The sequence below is a fragment of the Lentisphaerota bacterium genome (assembly GCA_016873675.1).
Lineage (GTDB): Bacteria > Verrucomicrobiota > Kiritimatiellia > RFP12 > JAAYNR01 > VGWG01.
The window spans coordinates 1-19,374 of sequence record VGWG01000019.1; the positions used below are offsets into that span (position 1 = coordinate 1).

The window sequence follows — 19,374 nt, forward strand, 5'->3', positions numbered from 1 at the left end:
TCACCCGCGCGGCGGGTGTCATCCTCCTCGGTTCATTCTGTCAGTAAGCAGCCGAACCGCTAATTACGCGATCCGTACGATTAGTGGTGTGGGAGGGGCGCTCCACAAGGGGCGTCCCTATCCCGATGGGTGTCCCATCATATCGGGATTGGGTACATCCCCCCCATGCTTCCGAAAAGGAACCGGTACGAAATCAAGAAACCGGCGATGTAGCCGCTCGGAATGCACACCGCTGACTTCGCCAGAGTTGCCCAAGCAGCAGACGCGAGCAGGCCCAGAACCCATGCCACGTCAACAATTCTGCCAGTGAGAGTCATTCCATGACACCCGTGACCTGCCATGCAGACATGGTTTTGGCAGCACCATGCCGAACCCCACAGAGCCACAGCGAACAGACAGAATATGCCTAGCGTCTGGATCCACATTGACCGTTTGAAGGCATACTGACTCCAAGGGAGCGTCATGGATAGCGCGAGAACTAGCAGGAGCGACAGAATGAGGAACAGTCCTGGGAAGATGACCCAGTTCTCTGTCGGCCGGAAACCGGCCAAGGGGTCGATCCTGAAAAGTGGGTTCATTACGAGTGGGGATGCCATGCCAAGGGCAAAGGCGATGCCCGTACGGATGCGTAAAGACCGAACTACAACTAAGATTGTCTGTTTCATTATCCCGCACCCAACATTAAATAGGCGTCCAGACGCAATACACCGGTCCAAAGGGTGAAACGGCGTACGATGCCTACGGGGGAAAGCGTACCCTGACGCCCCATACAAAGTCAATCTCCCGCTTCAAATATTCAAAACTTTAATAAAACCAATGACTTACAATATCTCCGCCCAGTTGGACCGCGCACTGCGTCAGAAAAGCGCAATTCGCCGTTTTGACGTTATGCACGGCTAGGCGGTGCATAACGGCCAGACGCAATACATAGGAGAAACGATATGAATTCGACGCAAACCGTTGATCTGAATGATGTTGACGCCTATTTTAAAAGTCGGAATTTGGTGGACGACAAGCACCGGCCGTACTGCCTGCGGTGGCTGCAGCGTTATTTGTCGGGGCCTTGGGGGACCGGACGCCTCGCCCCGAACGACGCGCTGGCGGCTTTCGCCCAGCACCTTGAACAGGACGGTCACACGGAAGAATGGCAGGTGCGGCAGGCGGTCCGGTCGGTGGAAATCTTCCAGAAGCACTACCTACGCCACCTTCAGGAGACGGGCGCAACAGTGCCCGCCACCGTCGCGGGGAAAGGATCTATGGGGACGGACATGTGGATGAGCAGGTGCTGCAGCGCGCCATGCGCGAAGCGGTGATTCGCGCGGGCATCGCGAAACCGGCCCACGTGCATACGCTGCGCCACTCATTTGCGACGAGCCTTCTGCTGCGGGGCGTGAACATCCGCGAAGTCCAGCAGTACTTGGGGCACGCCAGCGTGGAGACGACCATGATCTACACACATGTGATCAGGGGGCTGGACAGCACGGCGCAGAGCCCGCTGGATGCGCTTGGCGTCGTGACGTAGGAAGAGGCGGCGGAGGAAGTCTGGCAAGGGAAAGACATTCCGGTTATCAGGGACTAGAATCTAAAATTGGCGGATCGACAAGGGGACACTCGAACACACACACCCACACACCCCTTTTTTCAGCTTTCAGCTTTCCATTTTCAGCTTTCTCTCCCGCAGTCTTCCTTTGACACCACCACCCCGAAACTCTATCCTTAACGCCATAACCAGCAACTATTATTACAGCACCCCATAACCCTCCAGGGCACCATGGAAAACTCCAAAGCCATCGAGATTCTCAACAGTCTGGCCGACGGCATTGACCCCTTCACCCACATCCTCTTCCCGCCGGACAGCCCCTACCAACAAGCCGACGTGGTGCGCGCCCTCTTCCTCGCCATCGAAGCCCTCAAAGCTCCGCAAGCGCCCCGCAAAGCCTCCGGCCCCGCCCGTCCCGCGTCCGCCAGGCTGTGGACCCCCGAAGAAGAGCAGCGCCTGCACGACGCCTTCGCCGCCCAGAAGCCGGTCTCTGAAATCGCCGCCGCCCACGAACGCACCACCGGCGGCATCACCGCCCGCCTCATCCGTCTCGGCCTGATCGAAGCGCCCCGCCACACATCCTATCCCCCCAACAACCGGGCCGCCCCCGCGCCAGCCGCCACCGCCAAAGACCTCGAAGACATGCCCTTCTAAACGTGCCCGACTAGGGGGCCTTCCTTCCAACTGATGAATCCGGAGAGATGGACATTCCTGTTGGCGGAGTCAGGACGGTGTTTGCGATTAGTGCTTATATTTACGCAGGAGAAAGAGGTAGTGTTGCTGAGTTGGAGGAGTCAGGCAGTATAAAGTGCTCAGCTATTTGTGTGTCTGACCTGTATACGGAGAAGTAAGATGGGTATCGGTGCTACGCTTTGGAGAAAGAGGAGAATACCGCGTCGTGTACATGGTATTAGCGCAATTTTGTCTTTTATCGCACTCGCATGTCTTCGCTGGATGCCAGTTTGCGGGTATGAATGGTCATTGTTCGACGAGATACTCAATATTGGTGCCTTCGCATTAAGAGCCATCGACGATGCTTCTCTCTGGGGGGGGGTGGCTGGTCGAATAGTTTACATCCTGTTTTTGAGTGTCTTCTATGGTGTCGCCGCAATCGTTTGTGGTTGGATTGTTGCGTGTTGTGCCACGCTATTCAGTACGATCATCAGGAGGTCCATCGGGGTCAGCCCTGAAAATAACAATTAAGCATAGACTCCCGCTGTTCAACCTTTACCCTCGCCCGTGCGCCCACTGTGTGGGTGCACGAAAGGCACCCACCACACGCCCGCTCCCGTCGCCCGCCACCCGTTTCGGTGCCTCCCCGAGGCGCCTGGTGGCCTTCCCGCTGACCGCCGCGGGTCCTGCCACACCCTCGGCAACCCCGGCCACCGCTGCGGCCTGAGGGGCCTCCGCGATCATCTCCCGGCTCCATTCCGATCCGGGCCGCCACAGATAGACCCCGCCCGCGGCCGCCGAAGCATCCGTCCACATTCCCAACGCATGCCCTCTCCGTACTCGCCCGCAGGCCCGTCTTGTGCGTCGCAACTAGGTGTGCTATCGTTTGACCATCTTTTGCTGCTCTTTTATGGAAAGAAAAACCATGACATTTGAAGAACGCTTCGAAAAGCTCGAACGCGAACTCGCCGCAGCAACACGGCGCAATCGCTGGACGCTGTCCGCCGCTGTCTTAGTGCTGGTGGGTCTGGTAACAGCTCACAGCGTCATCCCTCCTGCGGATGGCTTCATAGCCCGCCGCGGTTTTATCGTTACAGACGAGCAAGGGAGGGAACGCATCAGACTGGCCGTGAATTCAGACCAAACCACCCTCGACGGGGCCCCCGCGCTGGAAATATCAGACGCACAAGGGATCTGCCAGGTCAGCCTGGAGGTGCGTCGGGGGTCACCCTACTTGAGCATGCATGACGCGCAAGGGAGGGGTTTCACGCAGCAAGTGAATGCCGAGGGCAAACCCGAACTGGGGATGTTCAACGCGCAAGAGAGACCCCGCCACATCACGCTGGATGTGGGTACCAACGGCAACCCCGTCTTAATAATGCGGGACGATGCGCGTCAACCGGACGGCGTAGAAATCTTCCGCGACGGAAGTTGGCTCCGGTGGTAGGATTCGAACCTACGACCAAGTGATTAACAGTCACCTGCGCTACCACTGCGCTACACCGGAACAAGATAAAAGCGACGCATCCGTCCCATGAGGGACAAGACGCGGCGAACTGTAACGCATTCGTGCGGGGAGTGTCAACAGGTTTCTCATGTTTTTCAGCAGTTCTAATTTTCTAATTTTGATTGCATCCTGCCGGTCGAAATCGAAATCGCTATCGGTATCGGGGTCGAATTTCGGCCTTTTTCGTCGATCCCGATCCCGATATCGATTTGGATCCCGATATCGACGACCATAATTAGAATTGCTGCATGTTTTTTGCTGTCGCCTCTTTGGGCTTGAAACAGGGACCACGCTGCGATATAATCTCCGGCAATACAACGCAATGTCTTCAGGGCAAGGTGACCCCGTACACGCAGGGGAATTCCTGACCGGCGGTAAAGCCCGCGACTGGCACGGCCGATGCGCGCCACTGATACGGTGAAACTCCGTGGCCGACAGTACAGTCTGGATGTAAGAAGACAACCGGCGGCGCATTGCGCCCCCGAAACGCCCTGACGCCTGCCGCGTCCGGGCGTTTTGTTTTGATGGGAATACCGCATGAGCGCACTTTTTGACGATGTCGAAGTCTGTATCGGCGCGATCCGCGAAGGGCAGATGGTCGTGGTGGCCGACGATGAGAACCGCGAGAATGAGGGCGACCTGATCGTCGCAGCCGAGAAGGCGACCCCTGCGGCTGTGAATTTCATGGCCGCCCATGGCCGCGGACTGGTCTGTGTGCCGCTCACCCGCAGCCGCTTGGAGCGGCTGGGCATCGGACGCATTCCGCTGAAAAACCGAGGCGACGCCTACTCCACCGCATTCATGGACTCGGTGGACGCCACGGCCGCGCACGGCGTGACGACCGGCATCAGCGCCGCCGACCGCGCCGCCACCATCCGCATGTTGGTCGGCCGCGACACGACGGCGCATGACTGGGTCAGCCCCGGGCATGTTTTTCCGCTCGAAGCTCGCGAGGGCGGCGTGCTGGTGCGCGCGGGCCACACCGAGGCCGCCGTCGATCTGGCGCGCCTCGCGGGGCTGCAACCCGCTGGCGTCATCTGCGAAATCATGCTCCCCGACGGCTCCATGGCCCGGCTTCCCCAGTTGCGCGAGTTTGCCACGCGCCACGGTCTCAAGATGGTCTCCATCGCCGACCTGATCGCCTACCGCCGCAGCCGTGAGCGCTTGGTCGAAATGGTCGAGGAGGTCGACATGCCGACCGCCCATGGCCATTTCCGCCTGCGGATGTACCGTGCCTGTCTCGACGGCAAGGAGCACATCGCGCTGATCAAGGGCGCTGTCGCGGCCGCCGCCGAACCGGTCTTTGTGCGCGTCCACAGCGAATGCTTCACCGGCGACGTGCTTGGCTCGGCCCGCTGCGACTGCGGCATGCAGCTTCACGCGGCCATGGAGCGGATCGAGCGCGAGGGATGCGGCGTGGTGCTGTACATGCGCCAGGAGGGTCGCGGCATCGGCCTCGCCAACAAGCTGCATGCGTACAAGCTTCAGGAGGGCGGCCTCGACACGGTGGAGGCAAATGAAAAGCTTGGCTTTGCGCCTGATTTGCGGGATTATGGCGTCGGCGCCCAGATTCTCAAGGATCTGGGGCTCACCCGGATCCGACTGCTGACCAACAATCCGCGAAAGGTGGTGGGGCTTGCCGGCTACGGACTCGAGATCGTCGAGCGCGTCAGCCTGATAGCCCCGGCGGGCGCGCATAACACGCGCTATCTGGAAACAAAAAAGCGCAGGCTCGGGCATGCGCTGTGAGCAGCATGAAGCACGGTTGAACACAGAAGGGAGTCATCCATGGCCTATCGTCTGATCGAGGGAGATTTGAATGCGGCAGGGCTGCGCGTGGCGCTGGTCGTCAGCCGCTTCAACAGCTTTTTGACCACGCACCTGCTGAAGGGCGCCGTCGACTGCCTGGTGCGGCACGGCGGGGCGGAGGCGGATATCACCGCCGTCTGGGTTCCCGGCGCGAATGAGCTTCCGCTGGTTGTGGACAAGCTCGCGGCATCGGGACGCTATCACGCCGTCGTCGCCCTCGGCGCGGTGATCCGAGGCGCCACGCCGCATGCCGACCTGATCAACACTCAGGTTTCCAAATCCCTCGCCGCCATCGGGCTCCGAACCGGCGTCCCCGTGCTCAACGGCGTGGTCTGCGCCGAGACGATCGAGCAAGGGATCGAACGCTCCGGTACCAAGGCTGGCAACAAGGGATGGGATGCCGCCCTGGCCGCAATCGAGCTGTCCTCGGTTCTGAAGCAGATGGCATAACCGACGGAGACGCATCATGTCTGACTTCAAAAAACGGCGCCACGCCCGCGAGTGGGCCGTGCAGATCCTGTTTCAAATCGACATGAACCGCCCCTCCGAGCTGGATCCGATCCTCGCGGCCTTCTGGTGCCAGTTGGTCGCCCGCACCCAGGAGGAGCAGGCTGACGCTGACCGCGCCGGGACCGCCCCCGAGCCACTGCCTGCAGAAGCCGCCCTGAATGCCGTCGCACCCGAGAAGCTCCGTCAGTTTACCGAACGGCTCGTCCGCGGGGTGACCACAAACCGTGAGTCCATTGACGAGAAGCTCTCGTTTTACACCCAGAACTGGCCGTTGCACCGCATGGGTGCCGTGGACCGCAATGTTCTGCGTCTCGCCATCTACGAGATGTTCTTCGGCGGCGAGGTACCTGCCGTGGTCTGCATCAACGAGGCGGTGGACCTGGCAAAATTCTTCAGCAGTTCCGAGTCGGGGCGGTTTGTCAACGGCATCCTGGACCGCGCTGCCAAGGACGCGCCGCGGGTGATAAGGAAATGACATGGTGAACGCCGATATCCGATGGATGCGGCGCGCGCTAACCCTCGCACGCCGCGGCGAAGGCGCCACGCGGCCGAATCCGCCCGTGGGCGCGGTGGTCGTTCGCGACGGCCGGAAGCTGGGCGAAGGATGGCACGCCCGCGCGGGGCTGCCGCATGCCGAGGTTGAGGCGATCGCCGCCTGTCGCGGCGACCCCGCAGGCGCCACGCTGTACGTGACGCTCGAACCGTGCTCGACTCAGGGCCGCACGCCCCCCTGCACCGATCTGATCATCCGCACCGGCATCACTCGCGTGGTCAGCGGCTGCCCCGATCCCAATCCGATCCATGCGGCGCGGGGCTTTGACGTGCTGCGGCGCGCCGGCATCGCGGCCGATGTCGGCTGTTGCGGAGAGGCGTGCGCCGGGCTGATCGCCCCCTTCGCCAAACGCCTGGCCGAAGGGCTACCGTATGTGACGCTGAAATTGGCGATGACCCTCGACGGCAAGATCGCCGACCGCCACGGCCGTTCGCAGTGGATCACCGGCGAGACAGCGCGGGGCTTTGTGCAGGAACTGCGGCGGCGCGCCGACGCCGTCATGGTCGGCGCGGGCACAGTCTGCGCCGACGACCCGGCGCTGACCTGCCGTCTCCCCGGCTGCGGCGACCGCTGGCGGGTGGTGATTGACGGGCAGGGCCGCGTCAAGCCCGGCGCGCGCATCTTCAACGATGGTGCCGCCGGCCCGACGGTGGTCTGCACGGCGTCCGGGGTCCCCCACCCCGTCGCCGCCGCCGCCTGTCGCAACACCGTGCAGGTTTGGCCGTTTGCGGCGCGCAACGGACGCTTCTCTCTGCGCGCGGCCCTTAAGCGGCTCGCGTCGGCCGGGCTGATGCACGTCTTGTGCGAAGGCGGCGGCGCACTGGCCGGTGCCCTGCTGCGCGCCGACTTGGTGGATGAATGCGTGATCGTTCTGGCGCCAGCCTTTCTCGCCGACCCGCGGGCGACGGGAGTCGCGGGCGCCGGCTTCCTGCTTGATCGGATGCCCCGTTTTACCCTCGCGGAAACGCGCGTGTTCGGCAACGATGTCATGATCCGCGTCACACGGAGGCGCTCATGTTCACCGGTTTAGTGCAACGGCTGGGCCGTTTCCACGGGCTGAGTCACAGTGCGGGCGGATGGGCGCTCGCCTGCACCCACGAGGCGTGGGATGCGCCGCTCGATGTCGGCGAGAGCGTCGCTGTGCAGGGGGCGTGCCTGACCGTGACCGGAGCACGCGCGGACGGGTTCAGCGCCGATGTGCTCGACGAGACGCTGGAGCGCACCGCGCTGCGCACGCTCGCGCCGGGTGCGGCCGTCAATCTGGAGCGCGCGTTGCGGGTGTGCGACCGTCTGGGCGGGCATGTGGTGACGGGGCACGTGGATGCGTGCGGCACGGTTGCGGCGGTGACCAGCCGCGGACGCGACCGGGTGCTGCGCGTGCGATGTCCGCACGCGCTGGCGCGGCAGACGGTGCTGAAGGGCTCGATCGCGATGGACGGCGTCAGCCTGACCGTCTCGGGCGTCGGCGACGACTGGATCGAGGTCAACGTCATCCCGCACACGTGGGAGGCGACCAGTCTCTCGGCGCGGCGCGTGGGCGACGCCGTGAATCTGGAAGGCGACATTCTGGCGAAGTATGTGGAGAAACTCTGCGGCCGTGCCGGCGGCGTCACCGAGGCCCTGCTGGCGCGGTCGGGGTTCTAGGCGTGCGATCGGGTCACTGCATCGCAGAATTGGGCAAGAAAGGGATGGGTGGGCATGACGCAGACAGGCGATACGGACGGCATCCTCTGGCACAACCGCCATGCGTGGCTAAACGGCGTGGATCTGGATGTCGAGTTGCTGCAGGCCGAACAGGAGGGACGCGATCTCACGTCGGTCCGGCCGTTGATCCGCAGGCTGCAGAAGGCCAAACGCGATCCGGGCGCGGGAGCGATGCCGCTCGGCGGCGAACGCGGCACGGCGTGGCTGGCGGGATATGTCCGGCTGGCCGAAGCGATCCAGGCCCTGCCGCTGCGGACCGGCTACCCCTACGACGAGCCGGACGCGCTTGACGCCATCCGCCAGGCCCGCTCACCGGCGGCGATCCGCGTCCCTGCCTGGACGGGAACCGCCAAACAGTTCGGCGACAAGCTGCACGGCGGGCTGCTCGGGCGCATCTGCGGCTGCCTGCTCGGCAAGCCGGTCGAGGGCTGGTACCGCACGAGCATCGAGGTGACGGCGAAAAGCACCGGAAACTGGCCGATCAGCCGGTATCTGCGGACACCAACCAAGACGATGGCCGCGCGAATCGACCGGCTCAAACCGGTCCAGAAGTTTGATTGCACGCGGGCCGCGAACCTGAAAAACCGGTGCCTCCTGCCCCACATCAGCGGCATGATCGAGGACGATGACATCAACTATACGGTGCTGGGACTGGCGGTGCTCAAGCGGCATGGCGCCGCCTTTACCCCCCAAGATGTGGCGGCGACGTGGCTGAATGAGCTGCCGCTGCTGCACACCTGCACAGCCGAACGCGTTGCCTACCGCAATCTGGCGGCCGGTCTCGCGCCACCGGGCAGCGCAACACTCCTGAACCCCTACCGCGAGTGGATTGGCGCGCAAATCCGGGCCGACCTGTTCGGTTACGCCAATCCGGGGCGGCCGGAGCGGGCCGCCGAGTGGGCCTGGCGCGATGCCTCGATCTCGCATGTGAAAAACGGCCTGTATGGCGAAATGTGGGTCGCCTCCATGCTCGCAGCCGCCTATGTGCGCGACGACTGGGAAGCGGTGATCCGGGCCGGGCTCGACCAAATCCCGGCACACTGCCGCCTGCGGGAGGACGTGGAGACCATTCTTGCGCTGTGGGCGGATGGCGCCGATTACGGGATCGTCTGCGAATACATCCACGCCCAGTGGAACGAGCGGCGCTCACACGACTGGTGCCACTCCAACTCCAACGCGCAGGTTGTCGCGGCGGCGTTGCTCTGGGGCGATGATGATTTCGGCCAGAGCGTCGCGCAGGCCGTGATGTGCGGCTTCGACACCGATTGCAACGGCGCGACGGTCGGGAGCCTGTGGGGCGTGATGCACGGCGCCAACCGGATTCCTGCGGACTGGACCCGGCCGGTGCGCAACACCGTGCAGACCGGCGTTTCGGGCTATCACGAAGTCGCGATTGACCGGCTGGCCGCCGAGATGGCCGCCGTGGCAGTAAATCTGAAGTAAAGGGGAGGGACTACACATGACGATTCAATTTTTCGGCGCGGCGCGAACGACCACGGGCTCCATGCATCTGGTGGAGGTTAACGGCCTGAAGATCCTGCTCGACTGCGGGCTTTTTCAAGGGCGCCGCAAAGAGTCGTTTGAGCGCAATCGCTCGCTGCCGATCGATCCGGCGCAGCTCGATTATGTGATCCTCTCCCACGCGCACATCGACCACAGCGGCAATCTGCCGACCCTGGCGCGGCACGGGTTCCGCGGCGCCGTGATCTGCACGCCGGCCACGCGCGACCTGTGCGACATCATGCTCCGCGATTCGGCCCACCTGCAACAAATGGATGTCGAGCATGTAAACAAGCGGCGGGCGGCGCAGGGAAAGAACCTGTTTGAGCCCCTCTACCTGCTGGAGCATGTTGAGCAGATTTTGACGCAATTCCAGCCCGCACCGCTCAAGCGGCAGATCGACCTGGGCAACGGTGTGAGCGTGTTGCTGCACGAAGCGGGTCACATCCTCGGCTCGGCAATCGTCCAGCTCGACGCCAGACAGCCGGACGGAACCCGGCGCAGGCTGGTCTTTTCGGGCGATCTGGGCCAGCCGGACCAGCCGATCCTCCGTCCGTATGACACGGTGTCCGATGTGGACACGCTGCTGATTGAGAGCACTTACGCTGACCGTGTCCACCCGCCCAAGGCCGACGTCATCGGCCGCCTCAAGGGATTTATTGACGACATCCATCAACAGCGTTCCAAGCTGATCATCCCCGCCTTCAGCGTCGGCCGCACACAACAGATCCTCTTTTATCTGAACGAGCTGGTCGAGAACCGCCGCATTCCGCGCACCCCCATCTTTGTGGACAGTCCGCTCTCGCTCAAGGCGACGAAGATCTACGCCGCGCACCGCGAATGCTACAGCGAGGAAGCCTCCAGCCTGATACGCGCGGGGGATGATTTCCTGCGCTTCCCCGGCCTGACCTTCATTCAGTCGACCGAGGAGTCCAAGGCGTTGAACGACCAGCCCGGGCCCATGGTGATCATCTCGGCATCGGGCATGTGCGAAGGCGGCCGCATCCTGCATCATCTCCGGAACACGGTGGGCGACCCGCGCAACATCATCCTGATTGTCGGATTCCAGGCCGAGAACACCCTGGGGCGGCGGCTCGTTGAATACGTGTCCCCGCTGCGGATCCTGGGCGACGAATTCGATCTCAAGGCGCGCGTGCATACGATCAACGCCTTGTCGGCGCACGCTGACCGGAACGCGCTGAACGCCTGGCTGGGGGCGATCACGCCGCCCGTCACCCACGCCTTTGCGATACACGGCGAAGAACCCCAGGTAATGGGGATGGGCGACGTGTTGCGCGCGCATGGCGCAAAGCACGTCCACGTGCCCAGCCCCGGCGAGCGGTTCACGGTGTGAGGAAAAAAATACCATTGCGCGCAAGCCCGTATATTTGCTAATCTGCATCCACTTTTCTCACATGGGGCGGTAGCTCAGTTGGTAGAGCATTACGTTCGCAACGTAGGGGTCGGGAGTTCGAATCTCCTCCGCTCCACCATGTTCAGTCCTTTTTGTGCACGCGGAGGGTTCCGGGTTCCGGGTTTAGTAAGCGCTTCATCCCTGGACCCTGATTCCCGTCTCTTGCAGGGGGTCTGCAAGAGCCTCCTTTGAATACTCATCAAACAAGAAGCGACCCTCTTGATAACCCGGATCATCATGACGGCAGCGCTGCTGCTGGCCTCCCTCCCCGCCCCGGCCGCTGAAGGCCAGGTGGAGACGGCGAAACTCTCTCCAGAAGTCCGCGTGGCCATTGACAGGGGTCTGGTCTTCCTCGCCAGCCACCAGCGGGACGACGGCAGAATTGAAGGCCGTGGGACCGGCGGCAGGCAGCATCCGGTGTGCGACACCGCTCTGGCGCTCATGGCCTTCATGGTCCAGGGTCACGTGCCCGGCAGGGGTGAGTATGGCAAGACAATGGACGCGGCCATCGCCTATCTCGTTAGCGTCGCGGAGACCCGCTTGGGCTACATGGGCGGAAGCATGTACGAGCACGGATTGGCCACGCTCGCGCTCTCCGAGGCGTGGGGACACAGCAAGAATACCAAGATTCGCGATGCGCTCCGGGCCGCAGTTGATGTGACCTTGCGCGCGCAGAACGGCGCCGGCGGATGGAGATACCAACCGCAACCGGTGGACGCCGATCTTTCCATCACCGTCATGCAACTGGTGGCATTGAACTCCGCCAAGGAAGCCGGCATCGCCGTGCCGGATCAGACCATCCGCAAAGCGGTGGACTATGTGCTGAAATGCTGGAACCCGGCCGGTGGCGGGTTTTGCTATCAGCCCAGCGGCGGCGAGGAGAGCCCGCGTTTCGCAACGACTGCGGCGGGGGTGATGTCCCTGATCATGTCCGGTCAGCGGGACCATCCGTCAACCCGCCGCGGGCTCGCGGTTCTCGTCGCGTATCCCGACGTAAAATTCAAGGCGGGCCAGAAATACTTCCTCTATGCCCATTACTATGCCGTGCAGGACATGTACCAGGCCGGCGACACGTTCTTTCAGCCGTGGTATTCCAAGATCGCCGCGTCGCTGGTCAACGAGCAGTGGAAGGACGGGAGCTGGAACATCGAAGAGGGACCGATCTTCAGCACGGGAATGGCGATCCTGATTCTCGGCGTGCCCTACCGTTTCGTGCCGATCTACCAGAGGTAGCGGAGGTTTGGCGGAATAGGATTATCGAAAGGTCAGGCGCGTGAAGGTGCAAGTCAGGAGGGCCTCAGATCGATGTTCCGGTCATTGACAGCTTTGTCACGGGTGGCGTGCCTGTTGGCGGGTGTATGCCTTGCCATCCGGGCCGCGTCTGCGGCGGAGGCGCCAGTCGGGACAACGGGCACGCCGCGCGTGCCCGACCCGGTGGCAATCGAGAAGACCCTCGCGCAGCTTGAGTCCTCCGACTGGATGCTCACATCCGAAGCCATCGCGCTGCTGGCGCAATGGAAAACGCCGGAAGCCGTTCCCCGGTTGACGGCGATGCTGGACAGGAGGCAGGAACCGTGGCTGGCCGGTGCGGCGCTGGTTGCCCTGGCCAGGATTTCCGGAAGCAACGTGTTGTCCAAGGCGGCAGGGCTGGCCGATGACCCCGCGCCGGAAATCCGCGGATCCGCCACGGAAGCGTTGGGGATCATCGGCGGCGCGGAATCCATCGGAGTGATCCAGCGCCGGCTCTCGGATGCCGATTCCCGTGTGCGTTACCGGGCGGCTGCGGTGTACGCCAGGCTGCTGGGGAAGGATGCCTGGAAGGCTATTGCCGCGCTCGTCGAACAACCGCCGGCCGAAGCCCTTGAACAGGCGGCACGCGCCCTCGGGTATGTCGGAACCGCCGAATCACGGGCTCGGATTCACGCCCTTCTCGTCACGAACAACGTGGCTGGGTCGTCCGCCGTTCTGTGGGGGCTGAAGGACACGCGCGATCCGGACGTCGTGCCGGTCGTTCTGGGGTTTCTTGCCGGCCTCCCGGCCACGAGCGAACTGGCCGGGCCCTGCATGGAACTCCTCCAATCCTACGGGGATAAATTTCTTGCCGATCCCCTGGTCTCCGTTTTCGAGACCGGCAACGCAAACGTTCTGCTCGCGGCGTGTCGGCTGCTCTACGCGCATCCGGCGGAGGAACCAGCGATGGCGCTGGCCGCGGCGCTGGATAAGATGCCGAATCCATCGGACGATCTGGTGCTCGCGGCGCTGGCCGCGCTGTCAACGGCACAGGCAAGCCCTGTGCGGCATGTCGATCTGTTCGGGCGCTATCTGGCGCACCGCAACCCAAAGTGCCGCGCCAAGGCCGCAGCCTCCCTCGGCCTGTGCGACAACGCCGATCTCTACTCGCTTCTCCGCACATCGCTCGCCGACTCCGAGACGGCTGTCGTGCGCAGCGCCTTGCGGGCCCTGACCAGAATCCCGCCTGAGTCAGCGCCCCGGGAGGGAATCGTCAGCTATCTGGGCAAGGTTTTCGAAAGAAAGCCCAGCGATGTCGAAATCCTCCGCTATGCCCTGAATCTCATGGCCACCCACGGCAAGCCGGAGGAGTTTCCGCCAGCCCTGGCCGCGTTGAATCCGATCCTCAATGGAAAAGACGGCCGGTTGCGCTATCAGGCCGCCGTTACGCTTCGACAGTTGGGTGGACAGGCTATGGCGCGCCAGATCGCGGAGGCGCAGGGGTTCCTCCTCGATTGGATGCTCATCGGCACGTTTTTCAACGACGAAAGCAATTCGGGATTAACCAACGCCTATCCGCCGGAGACCGAGATCAATTTCAAGACGAACTACGTCGCGCACTACGTTTGGACCGGGCTTGAGTCAAAACGAGAAGAGGATCGGCGAGCGATCGGCGAGCGAAACGTGGAATGGCAGGAATGGAAGACCGATCAGGTTGACGGACGGGTGTTGCTGAACGAGGCCATGCCGCCTCCCGCCTCCCTGTCTGTCGCCTACGGTGTCGGCGACATTGTCGCCCCCGCTTCAAGCACGGTGTCTGTCACGGTGGACTCGGGCGATCCCTTCCTGCTCTGGTTGAATGGAAGCCGGGTGGCCGAGGTGACGAATCGAACGCGAGCATCGGTGCAGTTTTCCGCGACGCTGAAGCCGGGAGACAACCGGTTCATGATCAAATCGTGCAACGTCGGGGGGGAGTGGTGGTACAGTGTCCAGCTCAGGGATGAAACTGTGGCAGGCGGCCGCTAGGTTGCGGGAAGCGAGTGTGTACGGATGAAACTGGATCGCAGCAATCTTCTCGCCCGCGCGCTGGCGGCGCTGTGCTGCCTCCCGGCGGCGCTGTTCGCGCAGCCGGTGACCCCATCGGAAGCATGGGATGCGCCGCGCATCGCGGCGTGCCGGAAGTTAGCCGATAACGCCTATGCCGCACGAGATGTCGAGGCGGGCAATCTGCATCTCCGGGACCTGATCGCGAACTGTCCCGGCCGCTGGGATATTGCCTGCCCGGCGCTCAAAGTCATCCTCCGCGCGTCGAAAGATGGCCCGGACCACTGGCAGGAGTACGCGGCCCTCCGGTTGATCGCGGCCTATCGGGCTGACCGTATCCTCCCGACGGACCCGGCCCTGCGGGACGCGTGGGGCGCGCTCATCGCTATTCGGGGATACCAGGACCGGTTTCTCGAAGCCCAGGCGGAGATTGCAGCGCTTGAAAAGGCCATCGGCAGGGATGTGTGGGTGCAGTTCCTGGAGGCCGAGCTGTGCTATCAGGCGGACTCGTATGAGACAGAGTCCCGCTTCGCTGAGATTGTTTCCACGCTCAGCGCCGACGACAACAGCGATCCGTACGTGCGGGCCGTGTGGCAAGCCATATACCCGGCTGATGGTCGTAAGCCGAGCGCCAAATATCTGGAAAGTGCCCTGGCTTATCAGCCGGGCCGTCTGCAACCCTCCAGCGCCCCGAGGAATCTGTCCTTCAAGGATTTCTCAACGAGATGGGAGGCGGTTCGCGATCCGCCGCCTGAAACCGTGCCGTCGCAGACGCATGCTCTGATTGGCGAAAGTCTGGAGCCGGGGCGATTCATTGCCGACGACAACACGGCCACGGCCGCCTGGCTGTGGACATTGATTGACCGGCATCTGCTGTCGCAAAAGCCCGACGCGCTGCTTCCGTTGCGCCGGCTGCAGCATGCTGAGGTTTCAAACGCCGGCACTGGCGGCTCGGCCGGAGCCCGCGACGCCGGTAGTCCGATCGCGCTCTTTCGCCGGTATCCGTGGACCGACGCCGGGCAGCGGCAGCTAATGGAATACGGCAGGCGGGAATTGTTGAACGGACACGCTGGATCGGCGCTGCGATCCTTCCGGGACGTCCTGTCGCACGCCTCGGACCCGGCCCTGCGCTCCGAGGCTCAAGTCTGTCTGTGGCTGGCGCTTGCCCAGCAGGACGACCGGGACGCGTTCGAGGGGGCCTTCCGGGACGTGAATGCGGAGGAGCGCTATCCCTGGATGGGCGGAACGGAAACGGCCCGGGGCATCCGCGACCGGTTGGAGAAGGGCCTGCCCGAAGCCGCCCCGGAGCGACCGGCGCTGCGACTGGGCGATCTGGACCGGCACCTGGTCAGGATCCCCGCGCTCGCGCCTTGGCCGTCTTCCTGGCGGCAGGCTGGCGGCTCGAACGGGTCCTACGACACCACGCTGATGAAGTCTCTTCCATTCATCCGCATCGGAATGCAGCTCCAGGATGGCGGATTGCTGGTCAGCGCCCCCAACATGATGGTCTGGTATCGCGCGGACCATCCCGGCAAGCCCGTGTGGCAGCGCACGGCGCGCTTCACGGATTCAATATTCAGGCGGCACCCCGGGATCTACCGCCCCCCCCTGATCGGCGGCCGCATCTACACGCGATGGGGATACAGCGATAGCTGCCCCTTCGACGTTGCCGCGATCGACAGCCGGACGGGCAGGCAGCTTTGGTCAACAGCGCAGGACAACACGTGGCGCAAACAATCCGTATCCTTCCGGGGCGTCCGGCATTGGCCTCTGAACGATCCCGTCTACGCCGAGGGCCGACTCTACGTCCTGGCGGCCAAAATCGTGAACTCCGAGATGGAGGGGGTTTATCTTATCTGCATGGACCCCGATACCGGGGCGAGGATCTGGGCATGCCCGGTCTCCCGCGATAAGATGAGAGGCACCTCGGGCTGGTTGCCCGAATATAACACCGATCTGGCCCTCTATGGAAACGCGGTGACCTGCCATCAGGGCGCCGTGTACTGCGCCACCGGCGCGGGTATCGTTTCCCGCGTTGATGCCCGCGATGGCAGCCTGGAATGGGCGCACCGTTATCCGCGCACAAGGTATTCGCAGAAAGAAAGATCACGATCGTCCCCCTGGGATAGGGACCACTCCGTCGCGTGGGGGGCGCCGCCGCTGGTCGCGGGAAATCGGTTGATCTGCATGCCCCGCGACCACAACGGGGTGCTTGCCCTGGACGTTGAGACGGGAAAACTCGTCTGGCACAACGCGTTCGTGCATCCGTCGGGAGCGGTCGGGATCTTTGCGGGGGCGCTTCTAGTGTACGATTATCGGAACGTCGTCGCGCTGGACCTGGCGACCGGCGCAACGCGCTGGTTCCGGCCTTTCGAGGAAGGCGATCTCCGAGGCGCTCAACGGATAGGATCGTCGATCTACGTCGGCACTCCCGGCGGCCTTTGCCGGCTCGACGCGCGCTCGGGTGTCGTCGCCGAGCGGATGGCATGGGGCGAGACGGATCGGCACGTCCTCGATTACGCGATTCTCGACACGGCCCTCTACGTTGTTTCGGATGAGGCCGTCCCGGTGGACGGTTTTGAAGAGGTCGCGTCCGTGAAGCCACCCGCCGCGGGCTCGGAAGGAAAGCTGGTGTTCCCGTTGCGGCGAGCCTGGCGGCTCGTGCGCGCTAATTCGCAACTGTATGTTCCGCCGTCCGAGGCCGGGCTGGGCGGCGCTGTATTTCTGCTCTCGGACGGCGTCCTCGAACGCCTTCGGCTCGACAACCCCACCCCCTCGGTCGCCTGGCAGCGGCTGGTGCATCCGGACCTGGCAGGCGTGCGCTTTGCCCCCGGCGGGGTCGTCCTCGACTACCCGGCGCGTCCGATGCTGCTGGACGGGGAAACCGGCGCCGTGCAACCGGCCGGCACCAGGCAGCCATACGATCCGCCTCCGCTGTTTCGTCTGATCGGGAACGGCAACACGCCTTCCCGAATCTTCTCTGCCGCATTCCCCGGGAAGGAGGGCGAAGTCGTCGGCGCGAGGCCCGGCTTTATTCACGGAGAGCGCTACTACGACGCCGTAAACGAATCCGGCACCGTGAGAGCTTTCGATCTGAAGAGTGGGCGGATGCTCGCGAGCGGCTCGATCCCATCCTGGCCGGTGCCGGACCCACGAAGGGTCGCCGGGATCACCGACTTCCGCCTGGCAGGCGATTCGCTGGTTGTGCTCTCGGCCGTCCGGGGTGTGCGCGCCGATGTGTTCGACGCCGAGACCTGCGTTCACACGGGCGGTCAGGTGCTGGAGAAGGTTGAATGGACGCGATGGTCGCCGGATAAGCACAGCGGGGGCGACATGGCGGGCCGTCGAACCTGGGAAAACGAGATCGTTTCGGGACCGGGCTTGATCGCGGTGACCGACAGGTCCGGGCTGCATGTTTTTGTCCCGGCGGATCGGATGGGTGATCCGACGGGCGCGCTGCCATTTCCGAAGCTGTACCGCCGGCGCGAGCCGATCGTCGCGGATGGTTTGATCAATGAATGGGAGCGGGGCGAACACGTGGAGGTGCCGCTTCGCTGCGCGGACGGCAAGCCCGCCAGCCTGTTCTTGGCGCAAGACGGCCAGAATCTCTTCGCGGCCCTCGCCTACGAAGACGCGCGGGTTGACCCGCTGCGGGGGACGGGCGTGTACAACGACGGAGACTGGGTAACCGTCGAGCAGGGCGACGGACCGTTCGTGCGCAACGCGCGGATCGGCCTCGACGGGAGCGGCGGAATCATCTTGACAGCCGAGCCGCGCGGGAAAGGGCGAACCATCGAGGCAACGGCAGGCATTGGGCATGACCTCAAGACCCTCCGGCATGTCTACGAACTCGTCCTGCCTTTGACGCGGACCCGAACGTGGGCCCAGGGTTTGCTTTCCATGGAAGCTTTCGACGAGCGGGGCCTCGCCGGCCCGACCAAGATCATCGCGTTCAATGATCTCCAGATCGGGTATCACGCCCTCACGCGCGATGAGGAAGACGCCATCTTCACTCTTGTCCGCGAATTGCCCGACCTGCCGGAATCGCGCGCCTTGTACGCCAAGCTGGGGAAGATCTATGATGCGTGGTCGCTCAAGATGCCGCCGTATCCGCCCTCAAAAGGCCCCGTGGATGCGGCCAAGGCCGTCGAGGTTCTGCGTACGTACACGTCCGTTATCGGGCCGACCCAGTTCCCGTACACATGCTATAAACTCATGCAACGCTTCGGGGGCGCGGACGTCCTCCCGCCAGAGGTGCGCGCATGGTCGCAGCGAAAGGGGGAGATCGAGGCCAAACGACAGGGGCCGCACCAACTGAGCGCATCTTTCTGCGTCACCAACTGGCAGGTGCTGGGGTATTTTCCCTACCCGCCCGGCACGTCCAGCCTGGATATAGACTACCTCCAGGGTGTCGGCGGGGAGCCGCGGCACGTTCCGCACGACGATGTCGCCATCGCCACCGGCGCGGGCGGGACAGCCCGATGGCACCCTTACACCTCGCCGGGCGACGAGGTGGATATCTTCGATGTGAAGGACCTGAATCTCCCCTTTAGCGCTGCGGAGGAGCATTTCGTCGTCTATGCCGCCTGTTGGCTGAAGGCGGAGACGGACACCGAGTGCGAACTGCGAATGAGCACGGTGGACGACAGTTGGAGGCTTTACCTGGATCATGAACGTCTCGAGGATTACTCCTCTGTAAGGGGGGCGCCTGACGCCAACGGCCCCAGGGTTCTCCTCGAAAAAGGATTGCACCTCGTTCTGGTCAAAGTCGCCGGCACCAAGCTGCCACCCGGAGCGGGCCATCGGGGGGTGTTCTCCTTCAGCCTGCGCGTGACGGATCCCTCCGGCGGCCGCCCCTTGGGCATTACGGTGTGGAATTGAACGATAGTATG

The 19,374-nt window shown here is 63.4% G+C and carries 14 protein-coding genes, 2 tRNA genes and 1 riboswitch; of the genes, 14 read left to right on the forward strand and 2 right to left on the reverse strand.

Annotated elements, in window-relative coordinates; translation table 11 throughout:
• Nucleotides 1-1,144: 1,144 nt before the first annotated feature.
• Nucleotides 1,145-1,522: a site-specific recombinase gene (locus tag FJ222_04290; GenBank protein MBM4163645.1), complete on the forward strand. Its 378-nt coding sequence runs from the start codon at nucleotides 1,145-1,147 to the stop codon at nucleotides 1,520-1,522.
• Between the two features lie 249 nt (nucleotides 1,523-1,771).
• A complete protein-coding gene (locus FJ222_04295) occupies nucleotides 1,772-2,194 on the forward strand; it encodes a hypothetical protein (GenBank protein ID MBM4163646.1) in 423 nt (140 codons plus the stop codon).
• 573 nt (nucleotides 2,195-2,767) lie between these two features.
• Here FJ222_04295 and FJ222_04300 read toward each other — a convergent pair.
• Nucleotides 2,768-3,028, reverse strand: coding sequence for a hypothetical protein (locus FJ222_04300; GenBank protein ID MBM4163647.1), 261 nt, complete (start codon nucleotides 3,026-3,028; stop codon nucleotides 2,768-2,770).
• 109 nt (nucleotides 3,029-3,137) lie between these two features.
• Between FJ222_04300 and FJ222_04305 the strand changes: the two genes are divergently transcribed.
• The gene (locus FJ222_04305) at nucleotides 3,138-3,659 is read left to right on the forward strand and encodes a hypothetical protein (protein MBM4163648.1); all 522 of its coding nucleotides are present in this window, start codon (nucleotides 3,138-3,140) and stop codon (nucleotides 3,657-3,659) included.
• Here the strand turns inward: FJ222_04305 and FJ222_04310 are convergent.
• Nucleotides 3,645-3,719: transfer RNA gene (locus tag FJ222_04310), tRNA-Asn, on the reverse strand. The genes FJ222_04305 and FJ222_04310 overlap by 15 nt on opposite strands.
• Before the next feature lie 320 nt (nucleotides 3,720-4,039).
• Nucleotides 4,040-4,183, forward strand: a riboswitch (FMN riboswitch).
• A gap of 73 nt (nucleotides 4,184-4,256) precedes the next feature.
• Here FJ222_04310 and FJ222_04315 point away from each other — a divergent pair.
• The 11 genes from FJ222_04315 to FJ222_04365 all read left to right on the forward strand — a co-directional run bounded on the left by FJ222_04315 (nucleotide 4,257) and on the right by FJ222_04365 (nucleotide 19,363).
• Complete coding sequence (locus FJ222_04315; protein MBM4163649.1) at nucleotides 4,257-5,468, forward strand: bifunctional 3,4-dihydroxy-2-butanone-4-phosphate synthase/GTP cyclohydrolase II; 1,212 nt, start codon at nucleotides 4,257-4,259, stop codon at nucleotides 5,466-5,468.
• Nucleotides 5,469-5,507: 39 nt separating this feature from the next.
• Nucleotides 5,508-5,978, forward strand: a complete 471-nt coding sequence (locus FJ222_04320; protein MBM4163650.1) for a 6,7-dimethyl-8-ribityllumazine synthase — start codon at nucleotides 5,508-5,510, stop codon at nucleotides 5,976-5,978.
• A 16-nt stretch (nucleotides 5,979-5,994) separates the two neighbouring features.
• Nucleotides 5,995-6,513, forward strand: coding sequence for a transcription antitermination factor NusB (nusB, locus tag FJ222_04325; protein MBM4163651.1), 519 nt, complete (start codon nucleotides 5,995-5,997; stop codon nucleotides 6,511-6,513).
• Nucleotide 6,514: 1 nt separating this feature from the next.
• Nucleotides 6,515-7,621 (forward strand): bifunctional diaminohydroxyphosphoribosylaminopyrimidine deaminase/5-amino-6-(5-phosphoribosylamino)uracil reductase RibD, encoded by a 1,107-nt coding sequence (ribD, locus tag FJ222_04330; GenBank protein ID MBM4163652.1) that lies wholly within the window; start codon nucleotides 6,515-6,517, stop codon nucleotides 7,619-7,621.
• On the forward strand, nucleotides 7,606-8,235 hold the full coding sequence (locus FJ222_04335) for a riboflavin synthase (GenBank protein ID MBM4163653.1): 630 nt from the start codon (nucleotides 7,606-7,608) through the stop codon (nucleotides 8,233-8,235). The genes ribD and FJ222_04335 overlap by 16 nt, the downstream gene beginning before the upstream one ends.
• A 54-nt stretch (nucleotides 8,236-8,289) precedes the next feature.
• Nucleotides 8,290-9,738 (forward strand): ADP-ribosylglycohydrolase family protein, encoded by a 1,449-nt coding sequence (locus tag FJ222_04340; protein ID MBM4163654.1) that lies wholly within the window; start codon nucleotides 8,290-8,292, stop codon nucleotides 9,736-9,738.
• A 16-nt stretch (nucleotides 9,739-9,754) separates the two neighbouring features.
• Complete coding sequence (locus tag FJ222_04345; protein MBM4163655.1) at nucleotides 9,755-11,149, forward strand: MBL fold metallo-hydrolase; 1,395 nt, start codon at nucleotides 9,755-9,757, stop codon at nucleotides 11,147-11,149.
• A gap of 63 nt (nucleotides 11,150-11,212) precedes the next feature.
• Nucleotides 11,213-11,288: transfer RNA gene (locus FJ222_04350), tRNA-Ala, on the forward strand.
• A 158-nt stretch (nucleotides 11,289-11,446) separates the two neighbouring features.
• Nucleotides 11,447-12,442: a terpene cyclase/mutase family protein gene (locus tag FJ222_04355; GenBank protein MBM4163656.1), complete on the forward strand. Its 996-nt coding sequence runs from the start codon at nucleotides 11,447-11,449 to the stop codon at nucleotides 12,440-12,442.
• Nucleotides 12,443-12,514: 72 nt separating this feature from the next.
• The gene (locus FJ222_04360) at nucleotides 12,515-14,464 is read left to right on the forward strand and encodes a HEAT repeat domain-containing protein (protein ID MBM4163657.1); all 1,950 of its coding nucleotides are present in this window, start codon (nucleotides 12,515-12,517) and stop codon (nucleotides 14,462-14,464) included.
• 24 nt (nucleotides 14,465-14,488) lie between these two features.
• On the forward strand, nucleotides 14,489-19,363 hold the full coding sequence (locus FJ222_04365; GenBank protein ID MBM4163658.1) for a hypothetical protein: 4,875 nt from the start codon (nucleotides 14,489-14,491) through the stop codon (nucleotides 19,361-19,363).
• The last annotated feature ends 11 nt before the right edge of the window (nucleotides 19,364-19,374 follow it).